A 20,946-nucleotide genomic window follows, 5' to 3' on the forward strand; every position below is an offset into this window, starting at 1 on the left:
ATAATGGTGCTCCTTTAAGAAGCACCATTCAGCTAATGTTTTTCTAAATTTAGTACCTATTTACATACATTATTTGTTGTATCCCATGTTTTACCATCAGGGCAAGCAGTTGCACCATTTTTACAAATCACACCGCCTGGTACTATTTTTGAAACAACTACAGGAGCACCAAAAAACACAGCAGTAAATGCACCGAGTGCAAAAAGCGCTGGCCACGGCATTCTGCCAAATATTGCAAGCAATGCTGCACCAATTATTACTATTGTGATCATCGGTCCACCTATGCCGTGAGTATAGCCTACTATTTTGCATATTGTGTTTGACGTTGCGTCATCAGTAACACTGCTAGCAAAAGCATTATCAAATGCAAAGAAGAGAATTAACGCCACTAGTAGAAGAAAATTTTTCATTATGCCTCCAATAATTTCTATTACTTATTTGTTACTACACCGTCTTTACAAATCACACCTCCTGGTGTTATTTTTGAAACGACTACAGGAGCACCAAAAAACACAGCAGTGAACGCACCAAGTGCAAAAAGTGCCGGCCATGGCATTCTGCCGAATATCGCAAGCAAAGCTGCACCAATTATCACTATTGTGATCATCGGTCCACCTATGCCGTGAGTATAGCCTATTATCTTGCATATCACCGATGATGTTGTATCATTTTTATCAACAAAAGTATTTGCAGCATTTGCATCAAATGCAAAGGAGAGAATTAATGCCACAAGTAGAAGAAAATTTTTCATTATGCCTCCGATAATTTCTATTTAATGCTGGATTATCTACCATTTTGATTAAATTTAAGTAAATGGTGAGGATTTTTTTGCTTAAAAGTATCCTTTATTTCATTTAGAATACTTTTCTTGGTTCGTTTATATTACAGTGCTACAGAAATTTTACAGCATCGTTTATTGTCTTTATCGTGCTTTGATTGACACAATTTATAATGATGGAGTGGAGCATGCAGGGTATTTATCATTTTTAATTCTGTTATCAATATTTCCTTTTCTCATCGTTTTAATGGCTGTGGCGTCAACATTCGCAAATTTTTTAGACCAGTACAACATTGGCTGGGTATTTATCATTGATAACATGCCACAGGATATTTTATCATCTTTGATGCCGCGTATTAGGGAGATAATATCAGGCCCGCCGCAAAGCTTACTAACTTTAGCAATTGTAGGTGCTGTTTGGACCGCTTCATCGACAATTGAAGGGCTTAGAACAATACTCAATAAGGCCTATAAAGTTCCGGTTTCGCCGCCTTATATATTAAGAAGAGTACTAAGTATATTACAATTTTTAGTAATCACGCTTATTATAACTCTAACTATAGTGTTTTCTACACTAGTACCAATGCTAATTGATTTTTCCTATCAGGGGCTAAGTTATACTAGGTATTTACTTATTGAATTTGTACTTTTCACAGTAGTCTCTTGGCTATATTTTATGTTACCAAACATAAAACAAAATTTATCAGACGTATTTCCTGGATCTTGTGTAGCTGTTATTCTTTGGACGATTTCTGCTTCAGCTTTTAAGCAATACTTAAAAGCTTCCTTTGACCAACTGGATTTGATATATGGAAGTTTAGGTGGTGTGGTAGTGTCATTACTATTTTTTTATATGCTAAGTTTGATTTTTATATATGGAGCAAAATTCAATTTTCAGCTAAAATATTTCAATGGATCTCGCTAAGGAGAAAGAAATGGGTAAGTTAGAAGGTAAAGTAGCTTTAATCACCGGAGCTTCAGGTGGAATAGGCTCTGCTGTTGCAAAAAGGTTTATAAGAGAAGGTGCATGTGTGATTCTGATTTCAAGATCTCTTGATAATCTCAAGCCACTATATAATGAAATTGAAGAGCTTGAAGAATTTAAAGAAGGCTCTGTGAAACTAATTCAGCTTGATCTTTTAGACTTTGAGAATGTAAAGATACTGACAAACATGATAGAAAGCCTGAAATTATCAGAATCTGGAGCACTTGATATATTAGTTGCGTGTGCTGGAATTTTAGGCAAACTGAACCCCATTCATGACTGTGAGATTGAAGAGCTACAGAACGTAATGAATACAAATTTTACTGCCAATTGGTACTTACTAAAAAACTTAGATCCAATGCTAAAAAAGTCTAATGCTGGAAGAGCGATATTCATGACCTCAGAAGTGACACTTTCTCCTTCCTCTTATCCATATTGGATGCCGTATGCTGCAAGTAAAGTTGCACTAGAAATAATGGTGCAGATATATGCATCTGAGACAAAACATACAAAATTATGTGTAAATGCTGTATACACGGAAGGACCTGTGGGTAGTGAGCAGGCATTTCCTGGATCTGAATTGGTGTCACCTGATAAACTAACAGATAAATTTGTGGAATTAGCTTCTGAAGACTGCAGCATATCAGGAAAAATCTTACCGCTCAGCAAATCTCCCGAATAAATTACCATAGTATCTGCAAAGATACCGTTAAGCCCACAACTGTATGAACATTGTGATTTGAGTCCACTAGGAAGGATGTCATCCCAGTGCCTCTATGGTGTCATTCCAGTCTGGAATCTAGTCTTTATTATGCAGCCACTTATTTAAAGTTAAGTTTTCTGGATCCCAGACGGCTTTGTTGCATCGCTAGCTATGATGGATTAAAGATAAAAAAGATAGGGAATATCAGTAGCTTATTATTCTGGTATTTATAACAAGAACGGTCAATGAATACCTAAATTTGAGTAAAAGAAATTTCACTACCATTTACCAATCCGGCTAAAATTCAAGAATTTCAATGCTTTAGCTATTTTCAATAGAATTAAATTTATTAATATAAATAACAAATTACTATTCTTAAATTTGATCAGATTGATTGCAAAAAAACAAGATTTTCAATAGGTTGCTTATAATCCTAACTATAGTTAGCCTTTCATAAGTAGCGATGCAACAAAGCCATCCCAGACTGGGATGACACCTCTGGGCACTGCCGTCATAAAGGAACCAGTGTCAGCTACTTGAATGACATCATTTGCTGTGCAATTTACCTTCAAAAATGAATGTTTGTACAGCTGTGTGTCAAGCACTGGAATCTGCCACGCAAATTGCAATGTTTGTACAGTTATGCGTCAAGCCTAAAAGTAATTAGCTAATAGGTTTAATAAAAATTCACATATACAGGAAAGATTGGTAACATTACTTGAATAGAGACCGTTATTGTAATTATGCCGAAACGCACAGATATAGAATCTATATTAGTAATAGGAGCAGGCCCAATAGTTATAGGTCAGGCATGCGAGTTTGATTATTCCGGAACGCAAAGCTGTAAAGTATTAAAAAGCGAAGGTTATAAAGTCATTTTGGTTAACTCCAACCCCGCAACTATAATGACAGATCCTGAGTTTTCTGATGCAACTTATATTGAGCCGGTACTGCCTGAAATCATAGAGAAAATTATAATTAAGGAGATGCCAGATGCAATATTGCCAACAATGGGCGGGCAAACAGCGCTCAATTGTGCAATAAAACTTGCAGATGATGGAGTGTTAGACAAATACAATGTAGAATTAATAGGGGTAAATAGAGAAGCAATAAAAAAAGCAGAGGATAGAGAGTTATTCCGTCAGTCCATGGATAGAATAGGACTGAAATACCCCAAAAGTATCATTATAAAAAATCAAGAACAAATAAAAAAGGCTTTGGACTACGTTGGATTACCAGCAATCATCCGTTCATCATTCACTCTTGGTGGCGCAGGTAGTGGTATAGCATATAATAAAGAGGAGTTTTTCAATATCGCAGAAAGTGCTCTCAAAATTTCGCCAATAAATGAAGTTCAGATAGATGAATCAATTATTGGCTGGAAAGAATATGAAATGGAAGTTATCCGCGATTGTAAAGATAACTGCATAATAGTCTGTTCGATAGAAAATGTTGATCCGATGGGAGTGCACACTGGGGATAGCATAACTGTTGCTCCTGCTTTGACTCTGCGTGACGTAGAATACCAACAGATGAGAAATGCATCTATAGCAGTGCTGAGAGAAATTGATGTTAGTGCCGGTGGTGCAAATGTTCAATTTGCAGTGAATCCTAAAGAAGATGGAAGCCTCGTTGTGATTGAGATGAATCCAAGGGTTTCTCGCTCTTCTGCACTTGCTTCGAAAGCAACAGGCTATCCTATTGCAAAAGTTGTAACCAAACTTGCTATCGGCTATTCGCTCGATGAAATACGTAACGACTGCGCTCCAATAATACCAGCAGCATTCGAACCAGTGATTGATTATATCGTCACTAAAATTCCTCGATTTGAGTTTGAGAAATTTAAGGGGACGAATTGTGAATTATCAACCTCCATGAAATCAGTGGGAGAAGTGATGTCTATAGGCCGCACTTTTAATGAGTCACTACAGAAAGCTTTCCGTTCACTTGAAACTGATTTTACAGGACTTGATGAAGTATTTCCTGAGAACATTGATATTGATCACATAAAATCTCAATTAGCAAAATTGCTACCAAACAGATTACTGATTGCTGCTGACGCAATGCGCCACGGAATTAGCATAGAAGAAATAAATTCGATTACAGGATATGACTTATGGTTTCTGCAAAATATACAGCAAATCATCTTGGCTGAACAAAAAATCAAGGAAAACGGCCTTCCTGAGACTGCATATGAAATGTTAGAGATGAAAAAAATGGGATTTTCAGATGCAAGATTGGCAAAGTTAAGTAATAGACCTACCTCTGTCATCCCAGTACCCTCTAATGTCATCCCAGTGCGTGACACTGGGATCCAGCCAGCGTTATACGCTGGAGATCGAGTAAAACAAATTGAGGAAATAAGGAAAAAATTTGGCATTCATCCAGTTTATAAACGTGTAGACACCTGTGCGGCTGAATTTGAATCGAGCACTGCTTATATGTATGGCTGCTATGAGGGAGACATTACAAATAGGACAGAATGCGAAGCGGACATTTCTGACCGAGAAAAGGTTGTCATTTTAGGAAGTGGTCCAAATCGCATTGGTCAAGGTATTGAGTTTGATTATGCATGCGTACATGCAGCTTCTGCCGCCAAAGAAATGGGGTATGAAACAATAATGATCAACTGTAATCCCGAAACTGTCTCAACTGACTACGATACCGCTGATCGTTTATATTTTGCACCACTCATTGCAGAGGATGTGCTTGAAATACTAAGTAAAGAGCAAGAAAATGGCACACTGGTTGGTGTAATAGTTCAAATAGGTGGTCAAACGCCCTTAAAGTTAGCCAAAGTGCTTAACGAGAGAGGTTTCAAAATTCTGGGAACTTCGTTTGATTCTATTGACCTTGCAGAAGATCGCATGAGATTTAAAAATCTTGCTTTGCAACTTAATTTAAAACAACCTGAAAGTTCTATCTGCCATTCAGTAGAAGAAGCGTTAACCAACGCAGAAAAGGTGGGGTTTCCACTAGTAGTCAGGCCATCATATGTCCTCGGCGGTCAGTCTATGTCGATTAGACACGATACTCAGAGCTTTAAAGAGTACGTCTTGGATCAAACCAAAATTTTTGAACACGGATCGCTGCTTCTTGATAAATTTTTAGTCAATGCAGTTGAGGTTGACGTTGATGCTGTATGTGATGGGGAAAAAGTTTTCATTGCAGCGGTCATGGAGCACATTGAAGAAGCTGGTATCCACTCTGGTGATTCAACATGCTCAATACCGACAAATACATTGAGTGACGAAGTAATAAAAGAGATTAAGCTACAAACTGAAAGAATAGCTCTTGCACTAGAAGTGAAAGGTCTGATAAACATTCAGTTTGCTGTTCAAGAGAATAGACCTCTTGCAGAACCTGTTTGTGATGAGAAATTTTTAGAAAAAATGCAGATGAGCACCACAGAATACTCGAATGTATTTGAGGAGCGCAGACAAGCTTTGACGACAAAATTGCCTTCAGAAATCGAGTTATGCAAGAGGTCTAGTGATGTATACATACTTGAAGTGAATTTAAGGGCTAGTCGAACCGTTCCTTTTATTTCCAAGGTAATCAATATTCCTATTGCAAAGCTTGCCACTCAAGTTATTTTGGGTAAAAAATTGAATCAGGAAAACAAGCCTTTCAATCATTTTGCAGTTAAAGCTGCTGTTTTTCCATTTACCCGCTTTGCAGGAGTGGATACTTTACTTGGTCCTGAAATGAAATCAACAGGAGAAGTGATGGGAATCGACTCATCTTTCGAAGCTGCACTTGCAAAAGTGCACATGGCTGCAGGATACAAGTTACCAACAGAAGGAACAGCTCTGGTTTCAGTAAAAGATGATGATAAAAAGTATATATTGCCAGTTGCACGAATGTTGAAAGAACTGAGTTTTGAAATATATGCCACCAAAGGCACAGCTTCGTATCTGAACAATAACGGCATTGCTGCACAAGCTGTAAATAAAGTAAGAGAAGGCAGACCCCACATAGTTGATATGCTCAAAGATGGAAAAATAAATCTAGTGATTAATACTTCAAAAGGTGTAAAGTCAGTCTCAGACAGCAAAGATATCAGGAGAACTGCTATTTTGCAAAATATAGCTTACAGCACCACAGCTTCCGGAAGTAAAGCGTTAGTGCTTGCAATTCAATATGTAAAGAATAGCAAACTGGAAGTGAAATCATTACAGCAGATACAAAACGTTTAAATATCAAAACTAGAATAATTCACTCTCAAAATGCTAAAGAGAACATAATAAAAAGATGGAAATTTTGAAGGAAATAGTATACCTAAAGAATCAACTAGCGTAATTGAACAGCCAAATGCTGCAACGAATACTCCACAATCTTACCTAGAGGACACTTCCCTTATATGTTAAGAACAGGTCTTTATAAATATCAAAGTAGTGATATTAAAGACACACAGAGAAGAGGAACCGTCACGCCCCTTGATTATAAGAATCGTTGTTCAGCAAGGTTCTCTTCTCTGGTTTATTATACTGAAAGTTCCGAACAACTGATTGAGCTTTTAGGCTCGTATATAAGGCTGGAAAATGCAGTATATGTTATTATTACGGAGGAATTATGAATTCATCAAACATTATTGCTGGCATTGATGTTAGCAAAAGTAAATTAGATCTCCACATTCACCCACTTGAGCATTATAAAATATTTGAAAACAATGTACAATCCATTGATGAAATGCTGGACTTTTTACGTTTGCATAATGTAACCAAAATTGGTCTTGAGGCAACTGGTGGATACGAAAAATTATGTGCCTATACTTTACTAAGCAATGGTTTTGAGGTGTACGTCATTCAACCAAGGTGGGAGAGACTATGCTAAAAGCCTTGGTATTACTACAAAAACTGATAAAATAGACTGCAGTATCATCTCACGTTATATTAATAATACAGATATGCGTGTTACTCCTTTAACAGTTAGTAATGGTAATATTGATTGCTTGAAACAAAAATTATCTCGTAGAAACCAACTTGTAGAAATAGCAAAAATACAAAAAACCCAAATCCAACAGGTAACTGATACATCTATAATCAAACAAATAGAGGAACTTCTTGCAATTTTACGTAATCAAATTAAAACTTTAGAAGATGAAATGATTACATTTATCGATCAAAACCAAGAGCTTAAAAGAAAATATATATCAATAACTATATAGTAGCGGGATGACGGTTTTTCAAATTGTCGGTAAATCTAAGTTAGTTTAGCTATAGGCAGCAATTTTCTGTATTTATTTTAAATTGAAGAAAGCTCAAATGAAAGATCGTGTTTTGCTAAAAATCACAGAATGCAGTCTGGTTACTATTTAAAAGGATATGTTCAAAAAAACTGTGTCAAATCAACTCATACACTTCATTACCAACTTCATGATGAAGTTCCGCAGTTGGATGGAAATAATCAAAAAAGAAATAATCCTTTAGTGTTTCTTTGCTACACCCAGGGTTATAGTGAACGTCAAGTTCCCCTTTAAATATCAACTTTAAGAGTATTTTTATATTTTCTTTAAATCTCCCAACTTGGTCTGCAATGTTCGATGTGCATGCATCTTGACAATTTAAACCTTTGCTCTTGTATTCGCTAAACATACTTCTCATTTTAGAGTTAAGATCAAATGCTTTTATTTCAAGATTTGTACTTTTCTTCATATAATCTAAGCCTTTAGCCAGTTTTGCATTGAAACTCTCCGTGAGCTTTGTAGCTAGTTCCCTTGCTTCTTCATCTCTATTAAAAGCTGGTATTGAGCCAACTTCAGGTGCATTTGCAACAACTACATGCTTAACACCATGTTCATTTAGAACCTTAAGTGCATTACATATTTCACTCACTGCTTGTTCCAACACTTCTTCCGCTTTAGTATCGTCATAAGCAGTGGCAACCATAACATCATTTCCGCCGATTATGATGCAAAATAAATCTTCTTTACCTATATCTGGATGATGTTTAATTACCGCATCTAGCTGGTTAGCTAAACGAAATTTATTGAAGAAATAAGAAAAAATAGGGTCAAAAATTTCAGATGCTGTTGCATATGAAACTGCGTAATTCTGACCTTGCTGTTCGTGGCATCTCCCAAAAAATGAATAACTTCACCCAGGTTTAAATTCATCTAAATCTAAATATTTTGCTATATATTCAACAGCAGTAGGGCCATTGCTAAAAGATCTTCCTTGATAAAAAGGATCATCAAATTTTACGCTTTTTGCAAAGGATAAATTATTTAAAATTCCAATGATTGCGCCATTATCGGATAAGCTATCACCCAGAACATAAAAATTTCTATACTTTGAATTAGAATTGTCATTTTTGTTTGTCATAATATTTACTGTAGATTAGCATGTTGTTTCATTAGATTCATAGAAAAAGAAAAATAGCGGTGAAATTATACAACTTTGGCCTAACTTGCTCTCCACTTTTTCCGGGCAAAATCAGCTTCTTCTTAACTTGACACGTATACTTAAAAGAACCCTCTAAGTTTTCTAGCACGGCTTGGATGTTTCAACTTGCGCAGTGCTTTTGCCTCTATTTGCCTAATTCTCTCACGTGTTACATTAAAAATTTTTCCTACTTCTTCTAAGGTATGTTCCTTCCCATCTTTACCAAGGCCAAAACGCATTCTTAAAATTCTTTCTTCCTTTGGTGTTAAAGTTGCAAGAACATTGGTTGTAATGCCACGCAAGTCAGCAAGTATTGCAGCATCCTCTGGCCTGGAGACTCGCTTGTCTTCTATACAATCACCAAAGGTACTACTATCATCTTTTCCTGTTGGAGCTTCAAGACTTACTGGATCCCTTGCTATTTTCATAACTTTGCGTATTCTTTCCAGTGGCATTGTCAGTTCTACACTCAATTCCTCTAACGTCGGCTCTCTTCCCATCTCATGAGTCATCTTTCTTAATGCTCTGTTGATTTTACTGATAATTTCCACCATATGAACTGGTATTCTAACTACTTTAGACTGCTCAGGTATTGCTCTAGTGATTGATTGTCTTACCCACCAAGTGCCATAAGTTGAAAATTTATATCCACGTTTGTAATCAAACTTATCCACGGCCTTCATAAGACCAATATTGCCTTCTTGTATCAAATCAAGCAGATCAAGGCCTCTTTTTGAATACTTCTTAGCAATGGAAACTACTAGCCTTAAGTTAGCCTTAATCATTTCTTGCTTTGCTTCAGAGACTTCTCGTTCGTGTTTTTGTATTCTCTTGATTAGCTCCTTAAATTCTTGTACGTTATCTTCCTGTATATGCTGCTTAATACCGTTCAAGGTACTAGCTATATGTTCAGAGTTATCGTCTATAAACCTTAAAAATTTGTTTTTTAATTCACCTGTAAAAGAGGACTGATTTTCATTGATCTTTAAAAGACTTATCTTTTTCAATTCGTGCTTTAAAAGCACGTCATCATAAACTTTATAGAAACTTTCTCTATCGATATCGTATTTTCTAGCCTCAGCAATAAGATTAGCCTCTTCAAGCGTAATGGATCTATTTATCTTATAAAGTTCTTGTGTAATTCTGGCAACAGCAGCATCACTTAACTTAATTTGTAATGCTATAGACCATATTTGATTATACAAATTTTCTAGCTCATTAGAGAAATTTTTAGAATTTTTTCTTAATATCAACGCTTCATTTGTTAAAGTAATTATCTCATCCAATGCAACTATGACCTTTGGCAATAAGTCACTTTCCATTTCAAGAATAGAAACATTTAAATTGACTGAACTTATATCTTCATTATTACCGTCTTTCTCATCATCACTTTTTTTACTATCTTTCTCATCATCACTACAGTACTCAGCATCTTCAGAAACATCCTCAGAATCCTCAACATCTTCAGCACTTTCTTCACTCTCTTCACTTTCTTCACTTTCTTCTTTGGGTACCACATTAAAATCAGAGTTATAAATTGCATCCAGATCTATAATTTCTCTCAGTAAGAGAGCTCCATTACTTAAATCATCACGCCATACTTTTATCACCTTTAATGTTACTGATGTTTCAATTATTGCACGTAACATGTTATGCTTTTCAGATTCAATTTTTTTTGCTATCTCGATTTCATCTGCCCTTGATAAAAGCTTTACGGAGCTCATGTCTTGTAAATAAATCCTCACTGGATCATCATTTTGTACTAAAGTTGCAGTAACATTTGGCGATGTGTCATCATCATCAAGTTTACTATCATCACTGTTGGAAGGAATATCTTCTTCATCTTCGCTACTTTCAAGCACATTAATTCCGGAATCCTGCAATAAAGATATAGCATCATCTATAAAGTCAGACGAAAAATTTTCATCTGATAATTTATCATTTATATCATCAAAGGTGATAAAACCACCCTTTTTTATACTCTTAGTTACCAGATCTTTGATAATTTTTTTCTTATCTTCTGCATCATTAATAGTTGACATCATTACCTTTATAGTTTATAATTTTATTTCTTATTAACAAACAAACTTACAACGAGCAAGTCTATAATTTTACTTTTAACTTGTGGCTATTTGTTACTTCATATAGTTTAAGATACTGTTAATTTATGTACACTTGTCTTAATCGATTGTTCCATACTTTTCTTCCATTTTTACTGCTATGGATAATCCAACTGAAAATGTTGCAATTCCAACCACTATAGCAGTAAGCATTAAAACATGGGGTATAGGATTGCTATATGAATAAAAATTTGAAACCAATATAGGAGGCAAGGAACTTTTTATATATCCTAGAGATATGTAAAATAACAAAACAGATGCTTGGAAGACGCTTACCCCTATCATTTTCTTGATTAAATTTTTATCGTTTATAATAATATATAAACCTAGCACCATTAATACAATAATAATCGTATAATTATATAAAGTCATTGTTTTTTCCTACGAGCAAAATTTATATATATAATTAACATAGAGGAGCAGACAGTAAATGCTACACCTAATTCCACCAAAAAAATACCTAATTTTTGACCGGTTCTATTATTGGTTAACAAGATATCATAAGATAAAAAATTTTGGCCAAGTAAAGTTGTTGCAACGCCCGTTCCTCCATAAATTAAAATACCTAACACGTTAGTCAATCTAATCACAGAATAAGGTATTGCTTTTAGAGTTGTAGATACACCAAATAGCATTGAATATAATATTATCCCGGAGGCAATAATTATTCCTGCTTGAAAACCTCCACCCGGAGTGTAATCACCGTGAAATTGTATGTATAAACCAAATAAAATGATAAAAGGTATCATCAAAAATGTTACTGCATTTAATATCGGATCTTTAATCATTTTCTTTTTCTTCTTTTAATATCAACGTTATACAAAGCGCAGCAGTAAAAACTACTATAGTTTCTCCAAACGTGTCATAACCACGAAAGCTTGCCAAAATAGCTGTCACTATATTAGGAATACCGGTAGCTTTTTCGGTATTTTCCACATAATAAGGAGCAACATGCAAGTGGATCGGAGCATTGTGGCTGCCAAAATCTGGCAATTGAATCATAAAATATGACAAACATACAGCCAGAAATAACATAAAAAAAAGCGTTATAGGGTTATGAGATAGATTTACTTTATGATTCTTTATCAAGGAGAGTGCTGCAAACGTAAAAACTGTACTGAGCCCCGCACCAACAGAAGCTTCAGTAATTGCAACATCAGGTGCATTCATAATTAAGTATATAAGCGCAATCAGTGAACTAAATACACACATTAGAACAGCACTTACGACTAAATGTCGCGAGAAAACTATAAAAACCGTAACTGTTAGTAACAACAAAAGTAACACTACATTTAATATTTCTAACACCTTAGCCTTCTTTAACAGTTTTTTTCTTAACTTTATAATGAGTGCGCGCTAAAATATAGCTATTAGTTGAGTTAGCTACCCATATTATAAAAATTAATAATACTATTTTAACAGTATTGATTGAAAATCCATTCTGCAAAGCAAAAGCAATTAACAATAACGTTGCACCGCTAGAATCTGTAATACCTGCTGCATGTAACCTAGTATAGAAATCAGGAAATCTGATCACCCCTATATTTGAAATAATTATCAAACAAATACCTAAAAATATGAAAATGGATCCTATCATAAATTATCAAAACAACATTAATCTCATTAGTGCTATAGTTGATATAAAGCTAACGCTAGCATACAACAATGCTATATCAATTAAAAAAAAATTATTCAGAATGATTGATATTGCTGTTATAAGTACAACTACTTGCGTTGAGAAATTATTGAACGCTAAAACCTTATTGTACACATCATTTGACTTAGACACTATGCAACACAACATTACACTCATACAGAACAACAGTGTATAGATAGCAATGCAAATCATTTAAAGACTATGTGACTTCAGTAGATTTCTAAACGGATACTTCTTCATCGCCATCTTGATCATTTATTTCATCATCTATTTCACCATCCACTTCATAATCTTGGCTTTCTTGACTTGCATCAAGATCTGTGTTATCAGAAAAATTTAATAAATTCGCTAGCTTACTTGTATTACTGCTGTAAACATTATTCATATTTCCTTTCATGTATTCCTTGCATCTACCTACCAAAAGGCTAAACAGCTCATGAGTATCCACCTGTTTTCCTGCTATTTCATGTAAGGAAACTATGGTATTTTTATGACCTTTAAACTTAGCTGCTTGAATTGGATTACTTGCCCCTGTATTTAAATCATGTGTTCTTTGACTTGCCAACAGAACCAATTTGAAACGGTTACTTACCCGTTCTATACACTTTTCTACAATAGACTCAGCCATAAGATACTACCTTAATAAGTTTTATACTATATCACAAAAAACAAGTTGTCAACTTTGTATCTATTGCGATTCAACTTCATGTTTTACTTTTTCTGCCTCAGATTTTATTTCTTGGCTTTCTGTCATCGTGATTGTTATCTCATGATCAAGTTTTTTTAGAAATCCTAACAATCGCTCTAAAGAAAAACCATCTATTTTACCATTTTTAATTTGCGATACCTTTGGCTGATCAATACCAAGTTTCTCAGCTGCAAAAGCCTGAGTCCAAGCATTTTTTTCTACAATTTTATTTATTATATAAAGCAACTTTGTTTTTATTCCTGCACTGTCTAAGTTATTTAACGATATTATTTCCATAATTCTTACACTCACATATCAATTAACTTTATTAAATATTATAACATAATATTTAATATACCAAGATATTAATATCATGTAACTTGTCAATAATTATATGATATCAATATTTAAAACTTTAAGTTGATTATATATTAATATTTTTATCAAATTTCTAGTAATTTTAAATTACCATTTTACCATCAGTCTATCTGAAAAAACCATTTATAGAAAGAACAAGCTAAGATTACAAAGCTTGAAATACAAAAATAATTATTTTATAAATTTATCTTACATAAGAAGTTTATATCTCTATATCTTAATATAAATATTTATTTAAATTTTTAAAATTTCTATTTTAACGAGAATTCTATATATTATATTTATAATATAATTTAAATATTTGTTGCTTTTTAGCTGGAACATTATTTAGTTAGTAAGTAAAATTGTGTTGAATATGACAAAAATAAAAAAAGATGTTGCTGTTATTATGGGAAGTGAGTCAGATTACACCACTATGGTCCATACTGTTGATATGTTAAAAGCATTAGAAGTTTCACATGATATATTCATAATATCTGCACATAGAACACCAGAAAGGCTCTTCAATTTTGCTAAATCTGCACAAGAAGAAGGTTTTAAGGTTATTATAGCTGGTGCAGGAGGTGCAGCTCATTTACCTGGTATGGTTGCGTCACTAACTTGTTTACCAGTTATCGGCGTTCCTGTGCATAGTAAACAATTAAATGGGCTGGACAGTCTACTCTCTATAGTTCAAATGCCAAAGGGTGTTCCAGTTGCAACCATGTCTATAGGAGAAAATGGAGCATATAATGCTGCCATTACTGCCGTATCTATATTGTCAATTTCCAACAGTGAAATTGCAGGTAGGTTAAAAAAGTGGAGAGAGAAACAGACCAAAGAAGTAAAAGAAAAACCAGTTTCATAATAAATCTATGGCAATAATTCTTTTAGACACAAAAACCATAAACCGTATAGCAGCGGGGGAGGTGATAGAAAGGCCAGCAAGTGTAGTAAAGGAATTAGTGGAAAATGCAATAGATGCTGGAAGTTTAGAAATAGAGATTAAAATAGAAAGTGGTGGGCGTAACCTTATTATTGTGACAGATGATGGTAACGGAGTAGAAAAAAACGATTTAGAACTTGCGTTTATGCGCCATGCTACTTCAAAATTGAGCGACAATGAGTTGATAGAAATCAAGCATCTTGGCTTTAGAGGAGAAGCTCTGCCTTCAATAGCAGCAGTAAGTAGGATAAAATTATCGTCTAAGGCAAGAGAAGCAAATGAAGCATGGTCTATAAGTTATGAGGGTGGAGAGAAAATAGGGGAGCAAACTCCTTACTCTTTATCACAAGGCACACATATTGAAGTACGAGATTTATTTTTTGCCACTCCAAATAGACTAAAATTTCTAAAAACTGAAAGAGCAGAAACTCAAAGCATTGTTGATATTGTAAACAACCTAGCAATGATTAACTATCATATAGGGTTTACTCTCACTTCAGGTAATAAAAAGCTCTTAAAATACGCTAAGCAGACTTCGTTATTTCATAGATTGTGTGAAGTAGAAGAAAAATTTCAGGGCAGTTCTCTGGAGATTAATGAAGAAGAAGACGGCATTAAACTTACGGGACACATCTGTAAACCGACCGTCAATCGTGGTAAGTCAACTCAGATCTATACGTTTGTTAATGGAAGGCCAATTAAAGATAATTTACTTATTGGCGCAGTTAGGTATGCATATCATGATTTTATTCCAAGCGATAGGTATCCTTTTGCAGCGTTACATTTAGAGATACCTTATGATCAAGTAGATGTAAACGTGCATCCAAATAAGTCAGAAGTAAGGTTTCAGAATAAGAAGCTCATATATGAGATAATGACAAGAGGATTAATTAAAGCATTGTCAAGAAGGATAGGCACCTTTCCAGCGCATGACCAGAAAATGGATTCAACATTGCCAGATCCTTTTGATAAACCTGATGTTCAAAATGAAAGAAGGCCAAGTCCTTTTGAAAATCAACTAATAAAAGAATTTGCTTCTCCAAATGAAAAAGCAAAAGGCTTATCAGAACAGTCAAAATCGTTTGATTATACCGGCATACAGAAATTTCCATCACAAGCGGAGACTATGGTTCTGGAAAAAAAGGTGTTAGAGCAAGTTGATTTGATAGAGAGCCACCCGCTCGGGTTTGCACGCTGTCAGGTCTATAATACTTATATTATTGCAGAGGTAAGGGACAAATTGATTATAGTCGATCAGCATGCAGCCCATGAAAGACTAGTATATGAATGCTTAAAACAAAAATCAAGTATAAAAAGACAAAAACTACTTCTTCCTGAAACGGTTGAAATCAAAAATCAAGCCGGAATGGAGATGATTGAAATCTATAAAGATAGGTTATTTGAAATGGGTTTTGATATTGAAATCAAATCAGAAAATAAAGTGATAGTAAAAGAAATCCCTGCAATTTTGGGAGCAATAGATGTGAAAGAGATGCTAATTAATATAGTCGATAGATTAACGGAAATAGAAGATACATTGCCAGTAGAAGATAAAGTGAACAAAATATTGGCCACTATCGCTTGTCATGGATCAATTAGAGCAGGCAGGAAAATGAGATTAGAAGAAATGAATGTGCTGCTTAGACAAATGGAAAAAACCCCATATTCCGGGCAATGCAACCACGGAAGACCAACTTATATAGAAATGAAATTGAGTGATATTGAAAAACTGTTTGAGCGGAAATAAGAGGTGGTCATAAATATGTAACCTCATCATCCAAGTAGCTCATAGAAACGGATTAAACGAAAAAACTTGCTTGACAAACTCCGCCAGCCCCCTTATTATGGCATTAAGGGTATTTATGACTCAAAACTTGTTTTTGACCTGCAGGCTCAATGACAAAATTCAGTAAAAAACTTAGGGTATTTTTTGGCGGATTACATAAAATTATAGCGGCTGCATGTCTTTTAAATTTTTTCTACATTCAGCCAAACCGCGCTTAAACTAAGCGTCAGCACATTATTACAGCGCCACTTACAGTAATATAGAGTCAAAACTCGCTACTCGGGGCTTCTTTTGCCTTTTTTTCGTTTGGTAAATTTCTTAAATATTTATGGCTAAAGTAACTTAAGTTCACCGACAATCGTCATCCCGCTACGTGTTAGCGGCTAAGAGATACCGCAGTGGTATGACGTAGAAGCTATACTTTTATACTCACCAACTCAGTATCCAATCTGGATGGCTTTGTTGCATAGCAACTGAAAAAATCTGGTGGCTACTGACAAAATTCATTATAAAATAGCCATTTAACCTTGAAAGAAAAAATATGCCACAAAAAATGAGGGTCAGTAACCATAGCGAATATAACAAATTTCTAGAAAAAAGAGGAAATATTTTTCATTATATCAACGAAGCCATAGAAAAGTGGTACGAGAATGGTCCAAAAATACCAGGTGGCAACAATATTTATAGCGATAAAGTTGTAATTTTGGTGCACATAATAACTTGTTTATTTAGAATAGGCCTGAGGCAAACAGTTGGGTTTATAGCAGGATACCTTGAGCAAATTGGGAAAAATTTGCAAGTTATCAGCTATTCACAATCATCAAGAAGGTTTAAGAAACTTAATATTAAGATCAATGATTGCAGAATTGATAAAAATAATATGGAAGATATCGAAATTGCTATAGACAGTACAGGAATTAGTATATACAACAACACTCCTGGTCATAGCAAGGAAAATAGCGAAGATAGAAAGTATCGCAGCTATGAACAGACAAGAAAATTGCATGTAATGTTGAATACAAACAGCAAAAAAGCCATAGCTGTAAAATACAGTAATGGTGTCTACTCTGATCACTATGGAGCTTGTGATTTGCTAAAAGAAGTCGATTTTCAGTATGTCATAAAAGTACTATATGCAGATAGGGCATATGATAGAGAAAAGCTCTATAAGCTGTGTAATCAATATGGTATAAAAACGAAAATTCCTCCGAAAAACAACGCAGCAGAGCATCCAAAATTGGATTATATGCTTGATAGAAATGCCGCTATTCAGTTAATGAAATTACATGGTGAGAATGGTATAAAAAGATGGAAAGAAGAAGTAAATTACGGAAAAAGATCGTATATTGAAGGATTTTTCTCAAGGTTGAAGCGAATATTTGGGTTTAGTTTTAGGAGCAAATCTGAGATTAATCGTGAGAAGGAACTACTTGTTAAATGCTATTTGCTCAATAAGTTCACTGATATTGGTATGGCTAAATTTGAGATAGCTTCATAAATTTATTGTGCGTTACCTACTATCCGAAGAGCGATGCAACAAAGCCCACTGGAATCCAGGTTGCTCACAAGCAAACTAGCATAGAAAGTGGTTACAACGTTTTCGATAAGATTGCAGAAAGGCTGGATTCCAGTGTCAAGCACTGGAATGAAAGCAGTCCTACGTCATGCCGCGATTCATTCGCGGTATCTCTAGATCCCGCTAACAAGCAGCGGGATGACGGTTGTCAGGGTGTCTCCCACTACCTTCTCCTGTCATCCCAGTGCCTCCCTCCCCTGTCATCCAAGTAGCTTGACACTTGTATCTTTATGATGTGAGGCATTAGAGCTAAAATACCTCACAGGGAGGGTGAAGCTGATGCGACGCTAATGCCATTAAGGCCGAATCCCAGATTTTGACCTTACCCAGAAAAAGTGGAGAGAAAGAAAGGAGTTTTTTCGGGTAAAATAAAATTTTGGAGGATTAGAAATGGCAAGAGAATATACGGCAGAATTCAAATTGGAAGCTGTTAAACTGGCAAATGAACAAAGAAAGGCAGGTCAAACAATTACAAAAATAGCAAAGGATTTAGGAATAAAGGGTGGTTTATTAGGAAAATGGATAAAGAAACACAACGAAAAAAAGTCGGCAGCAGATGCATTTCCAGGTAGAGGTAACATGGCTCCTTACGACAAAGAGAGGTTTGATTTACAAAGCAAGAGTAACAAGGGAAAGAGACATTTAAAAAAAAGCCCTGGCCAGTCAAAAGGAGTAAAATATTTTTTTATATAGTAACTGCTATAAAGTACAGGAATTATGTAGGATTTTCTGCTAGTGGCTACTATAAGTGGACCACAAGAAAAATAAGCAGTAGAGAATCAGCAAATAAAGAGCTACTCGCAGCTATTCAAAAAATATATCAAGTTTCTAAATGTAGATATGGAGCTCCTAAAATTCATGCTGAATTGAAGGCTTTGGGTAAAAGTTGCAACTTAAAAACAGTGCAAAGTATTATGCAGAAAAATGGTATTCAGGCTATATTGAGAAGAAAATTTAAAATTAAGAAACAACAAACGGACAGTAGCTCCCAATATATTAGACCAAAACTTTATTGTCGATCAACCAAATAAAGTATGGGATTACTTATATAAAAACCAAAGAAGGATGGCTATATTTGGCAACAATAATCGATCTATATTCACGCATGGTAGTTAATGAGCAGTTCAATAAATAAACAATTGGTTATGGACTCTTTATTAATGGCCGTTAACAAGCGTAAACCTGCCAAAAATCTACTATTACATAGTGATCAAGGTTCACAATATACTTCGCAAGGTTATCAATATCTCTTATCCATAAAAAACATAGATGAGTTATAAAGGTTGTTGTTACGACAATTCTGTTGTGGAAAGCTTCTTCAGTTCTCTAAAAAGGGAGTTACCAATAGACACCTCTCGGCACTCTAAACAGCATATCAAAACTGCTATATTTGAATATATAGAAATTTTTTATAACAAACAACGTCACTATTAACTATTGCATTCCTGAGCATTTTGATTCATCATTCTCTTTGTGAAAAACATTCCAAACTTTCTCTCCACTTTTTCTGGGTAAGGTCAGTCAAACCTCCATTTTTTTTATATCAATTTATTACTTTTTTTTCGGTTTGACACACTTTTTTGAACATTCCCAACGAAAAAAGAAAAACAAGGTTTAATTTTCTTTTTTATTTGCGATTTATCTATTAATTAACCGTGAAAGGTTACGTGTAATGCTTCTTCACATAATTATCAATAATTGCCTTAAATTCTTCAGAGACATTATCACCTTGTAAAGTTTTGAAATATTTGCCGTTTTTGTAGACTGCTGAAACAGGTTTTTCTCCATATCCAGGTAAGCTGATTCCCAAATTTGCGTGTTTGCTTTCTCCAGGACCATTTACTATGCATCCCATAACAGCAATGTTCATATGCTCTACACCTGGATTTTTTTTCTTCCACATCGGCATATGAGTTTTTATATAGCCATTCACCTCTTCAGTTAATATACGAAAACGATCGCTACTCGTGCGCCCACAACCAGGACATGAATTAACCTGAGGGTTAAAGTGTCGCAAGCCTATAGACTGCAATATTTCCTGACACACCACCACTTCATTAGTACGCGATTCACCAGGACGTTGAGTCAAAGAAGCCCGTATTGTATCTCCAATGCCATTTTGCAATAAATAAGTAAGCCCTGCTGCGGTATTTACCACACCTTTATTGCCCATACCAGCCTCAGTTAAACCCAAATGCAGCGCATAATTGGAAGATTTTGCAAGTGCCATATAAACTAAAATTAAATCTTGTACTTTGCTAACTTTACATGAAATGATTATTTTGTTTGAATTTAGACCAATTTCTTCAGCTTTTTTTGCACTATCAAGAGCAGACATTACAAGTGCTTTGCGCAGTATAACATCAGAAGGCCTTGAATTACTAAGCGAAGAGTTTTCATCCATCAATTTTTGCAAAAGGTATTTATCAAGACTACCCCAATTTACCCCAATTCTAACCGGAAGATCGTGCATTATTGCATACTCTATCACCCTTTCAAACTTCTCATCACGTTTGTCGCCAAAGCCTATATTGCCTGGATTGATTCTAATTTTACCCAGCATTTTGATGTTGTCTGGATAATCTTGAACTAATTTATCTAGCTCATATTGACCGCAGCCTACCAATATTTTACCGTCAAAACCTTCTTTATTTATCTCTTCTACTATATAAGGTATTGCTCTTGCTACCTCCTCTGAGTTCAAGGCAATTCGCACCAATTCTGAACCTGTACGCGCTAGTTCTGTTATCTCTTTTGCATAATGTTTTGCGCTACTTTTTATATTATCAGCATCTATATGCACGCCAAGCGCCATAGATTGTACAACTACAGGATTATTTCCGCCTATCTTTACTTTTCCAACTTCTACAACATGAGTTTTGTGCCTGGAAATCTGCGATAATTCATATGTATTATCATTCAATATCAGGTCTTTATCTAGCATATTATTAATGGCCAATATTG

The 20,946-nt window shown here is 34.9% G+C and carries 26 protein-coding genes; 12 read left to right on the forward strand and 14 right to left on the reverse strand.

The window, feature by feature from the left end; translation table 11 throughout:
- Positions 1-56 precede the first annotated feature (56 nt).
- Both AAGD72_RS01245 and AAGD72_RS01250 read right to left on the reverse strand, forming a co-directional pair.
- Positions 57-410: a TrbC/VirB2 family protein gene (locus AAGD72_RS01245; protein WP_155969480.1), complete on the reverse strand. Its 354-nt coding sequence runs from the start codon at positions 408-410 to the stop codon at positions 57-59.
- Between the two features lie 20 nt (positions 411-430).
- On the reverse strand, positions 431-751 hold the full coding sequence (locus tag AAGD72_RS01250) for a TrbC/VirB2 family protein (protein ID WP_341814924.1): 321 nt from the start codon (positions 749-751) through the stop codon (positions 431-433).
- A 136-nt stretch (positions 752-887) separates the two neighbouring features.
- Here AAGD72_RS01250 and AAGD72_RS01255 point away from each other — a divergent pair, with 136 nt between their 5' ends.
- Together AAGD72_RS01255 and AAGD72_RS01260 are read left to right on the forward strand one after the other, a co-directional pair.
- Positions 888-1,703, forward strand: a complete 816-nt coding sequence (locus AAGD72_RS01255; protein WP_155969484.1) for a YihY/virulence factor BrkB family protein — start codon at positions 888-890, stop codon at positions 1,701-1,703.
- A complete protein-coding gene (locus AAGD72_RS01260) occupies positions 1,690-2,445 on the forward strand; it encodes an SDR family oxidoreductase (RefSeq protein WP_006279711.1) in 756 nt (251 codons plus the stop codon). Before AAGD72_RS01255 ends, AAGD72_RS01260 begins: the two co-directional genes overlap by 14 nt.
- Positions 2,446-2,909: 464 nt before the next feature.
- Here the strand turns inward: AAGD72_RS01260 and AAGD72_RS01265 are convergent, their stop codons facing one another.
- A complete protein-coding gene (locus tag AAGD72_RS01265; RefSeq protein ID WP_259348891.1) occupies positions 2,910-3,038 on the reverse strand; it encodes a hypothetical protein in 129 nt (42 codons plus the stop codon).
- A gap of 171 nt (positions 3,039-3,209) precedes the next feature.
- On the opposite strand from AAGD72_RS01265, the gene carB reads away from it, so the two are divergent.
- The 3 genes from carB to AAGD72_RS01280 all read left to right on the forward strand — a co-directional run bounded on the left by carB (position 3,210) and on the right by AAGD72_RS01280 (position 7,636).
- Positions 3,210-6,665 (forward strand): carbamoyl-phosphate synthase large subunit, encoded by a 3,456-nt coding sequence (gene carB / locus AAGD72_RS01270; protein ID WP_341814925.1) that lies wholly within the window; start codon positions 3,210-3,212, stop codon positions 6,663-6,665.
- Positions 6,666-7,041: 376 nt separating this feature from the next.
- The gene (locus tag AAGD72_RS01275) at positions 7,042-7,302 is read left to right on the forward strand and encodes an IS110 family transposase (RefSeq protein ID WP_010082049.1); all 261 of its coding nucleotides are present in this window, start codon (positions 7,042-7,044) and stop codon (positions 7,300-7,302) included.
- Entirely contained in the window at positions 7,253-7,636 is a 384-nt protein-coding gene (locus AAGD72_RS01280; RefSeq protein WP_227738615.1) for a hypothetical protein, read from the forward strand. The genes AAGD72_RS01275 and AAGD72_RS01280 overlap by 50 nt, the downstream gene beginning before the upstream one ends.
- A 175-nt stretch (positions 7,637-7,811) precedes the next feature.
- Here the strand turns inward: AAGD72_RS01280 and AAGD72_RS01285 are convergent, their stop codons facing one another.
- From AAGD72_RS01285 to AAGD72_RS01330, 10 genes are all read right to left on the reverse strand, one after another.
- Entirely contained in the window at positions 7,812-8,489 is a 678-nt protein-coding gene (locus AAGD72_RS01285; RefSeq protein WP_341815108.1) for an SGNH/GDSL hydrolase family protein, read from the reverse strand.
- A 75-nt stretch (positions 8,490-8,564) separates the two neighbouring features.
- A complete protein-coding gene (locus AAGD72_RS01290) occupies positions 8,565-8,792 on the reverse strand; it encodes a hypothetical protein (RefSeq protein WP_341814926.1) in 228 nt (75 codons plus the stop codon).
- A gap of 140 nt (positions 8,793-8,932) precedes the next feature.
- A complete protein-coding gene (gene rpoD, locus AAGD72_RS01295; RefSeq protein ID WP_341814927.1) occupies positions 8,933-10,894 on the reverse strand; it encodes an RNA polymerase sigma factor RpoD in 1,962 nt (653 codons plus the stop codon).
- 138 nt (positions 10,895-11,032) lie between these two features.
- Entirely contained in the window at positions 11,033-11,344 is a 312-nt protein-coding gene (locus AAGD72_RS01300) for a cation:proton antiporter subunit C (protein ID WP_006279706.1), read from the reverse strand.
- The gene (locus AAGD72_RS01305; protein WP_006279705.1) at positions 11,341-11,760 is read right to left on the reverse strand and encodes a Na(+)/H(+) antiporter subunit B; all 420 of its coding nucleotides are present in this window, start codon (positions 11,758-11,760) and stop codon (positions 11,341-11,343) included. The genes AAGD72_RS01300 and AAGD72_RS01305 overlap by 4 nt, the downstream gene beginning before the upstream one ends.
- Complete coding sequence (locus AAGD72_RS01310) at positions 11,753-12,280, reverse strand: DUF4040 domain-containing protein (protein WP_015589497.1); 528 nt, start codon at positions 12,278-12,280, stop codon at positions 11,753-11,755. Before AAGD72_RS01310 ends, AAGD72_RS01305 begins: the two co-directional genes overlap by 8 nt.
- Before the next feature lies 1 nt (position 12,281).
- Complete coding sequence (gene mnhG / locus AAGD72_RS01315) at positions 12,282-12,569, reverse strand: monovalent cation/H(+) antiporter subunit G (protein WP_341814928.1); 288 nt, start codon at positions 12,567-12,569, stop codon at positions 12,282-12,284.
- Positions 12,570-12,575: 6 nt separating this feature from the next.
- On the reverse strand, positions 12,576-12,821 hold the full coding sequence (locus AAGD72_RS01320; protein WP_007548527.1) for a monovalent cation/H+ antiporter complex subunit F: 246 nt from the start codon (positions 12,819-12,821) through the stop codon (positions 12,576-12,578).
- Between the two features lie 28 nt (positions 12,822-12,849).
- On the reverse strand, positions 12,850-13,257 hold the full coding sequence (rpoZ, locus tag AAGD72_RS01325) for a DNA-directed RNA polymerase subunit omega (RefSeq protein WP_007548528.1): 408 nt from the start codon (positions 13,255-13,257) through the stop codon (positions 12,850-12,852).
- A gap of 60 nt (positions 13,258-13,317) precedes the next feature.
- On the reverse strand, positions 13,318-13,614 hold the full coding sequence (locus AAGD72_RS01330; protein ID WP_012673420.1) for a helix-turn-helix domain-containing protein: 297 nt from the start codon (positions 13,612-13,614) through the stop codon (positions 13,318-13,320).
- 436 nt (positions 13,615-14,050) lie between these two features.
- Here AAGD72_RS01330 and purE point away from each other — a divergent pair, with 436 nt between their 5' ends.
- The 7 genes from purE to AAGD72_RS01355 all read left to right on the forward strand — a co-directional run bounded on the left by purE (position 14,051) and on the right by AAGD72_RS01355 (position 19,416).
- Complete coding sequence (gene purE / locus AAGD72_RS01335; RefSeq protein WP_006280351.1) at positions 14,051-14,542, forward strand: 5-(carboxyamino)imidazole ribonucleotide mutase; 492 nt, start codon at positions 14,051-14,053, stop codon at positions 14,540-14,542.
- 7 nt (positions 14,543-14,549) lie between these two features.
- On the forward strand, positions 14,550-16,367 hold the full coding sequence (gene mutL, locus AAGD72_RS01340) for a DNA mismatch repair endonuclease MutL (protein ID WP_341814929.1): 1,818 nt from the start codon (positions 14,550-14,552) through the stop codon (positions 16,365-16,367).
- 580 nt (positions 16,368-16,947) lie between these two features.
- Positions 16,948-17,904 carry an IS5 family transposase gene (locus AAGD72_RS01345; RefSeq protein ID WP_341814569.1) on the forward strand — a complete coding sequence of 319 codons (957 nt, stop codon included), beginning with the start codon at positions 16,948-16,950 and terminating at the stop codon, positions 17,902-17,904.
- Positions 17,905-18,372: 468 nt separating this feature from the next.
- Positions 18,373-18,675, forward strand: coding sequence for a transposase (locus tag AAGD72_RS01350; protein WP_341814614.1), 303 nt, complete (start codon positions 18,373-18,375; stop codon positions 18,673-18,675).
- 122 nt (positions 18,676-18,797) lie between these two features.
- Positions 18,798-19,013, forward strand: coding sequence for an IS3 family transposase (locus AAGD72_RS06330; RefSeq protein WP_353286574.1), 216 nt, complete (start codon positions 18,798-18,800; stop codon positions 19,011-19,013).
- Between the two features lie 129 nt (positions 19,014-19,142).
- Positions 19,143-19,262 carry a hypothetical protein gene (locus tag AAGD72_RS06335; RefSeq protein WP_394356547.1) on the forward strand — a complete coding sequence of 40 codons (120 nt, stop codon included), beginning with the start codon at positions 19,143-19,145 and terminating at the stop codon, positions 19,260-19,262.
- The gene (locus AAGD72_RS01355) at positions 19,252-19,416 is read left to right on the forward strand and encodes an IS3 family transposase (protein ID WP_080717620.1); all 165 of its coding nucleotides are present in this window, start codon (positions 19,252-19,254) and stop codon (positions 19,414-19,416) included. Before AAGD72_RS06335 ends, AAGD72_RS01355 begins: the two co-directional genes overlap by 11 nt.
- A 229-nt stretch (positions 19,417-19,645) precedes the next feature.
- Here AAGD72_RS01355 and ispG read toward each other — a convergent pair whose 3' ends face one another.
- Positions 19,646-20,926, reverse strand: a complete 1,281-nt coding sequence (gene ispG, locus AAGD72_RS01360; RefSeq protein WP_070356735.1) for a flavodoxin-dependent (E)-4-hydroxy-3-methylbut-2-enyl-diphosphate synthase — start codon at positions 20,924-20,926, stop codon at positions 19,646-19,648.
- Between the last annotated feature and the right edge of the window lie 20 nt (positions 20,927-20,946).

Source organism: Wolbachia endosymbiont (group A) of Chalcis sispes (assembly GCF_964026765.1).
GTDB lineage: Bacteria > Pseudomonadota > Alphaproteobacteria > Rickettsiales > Anaplasmataceae > Wolbachia > Wolbachia pipientis.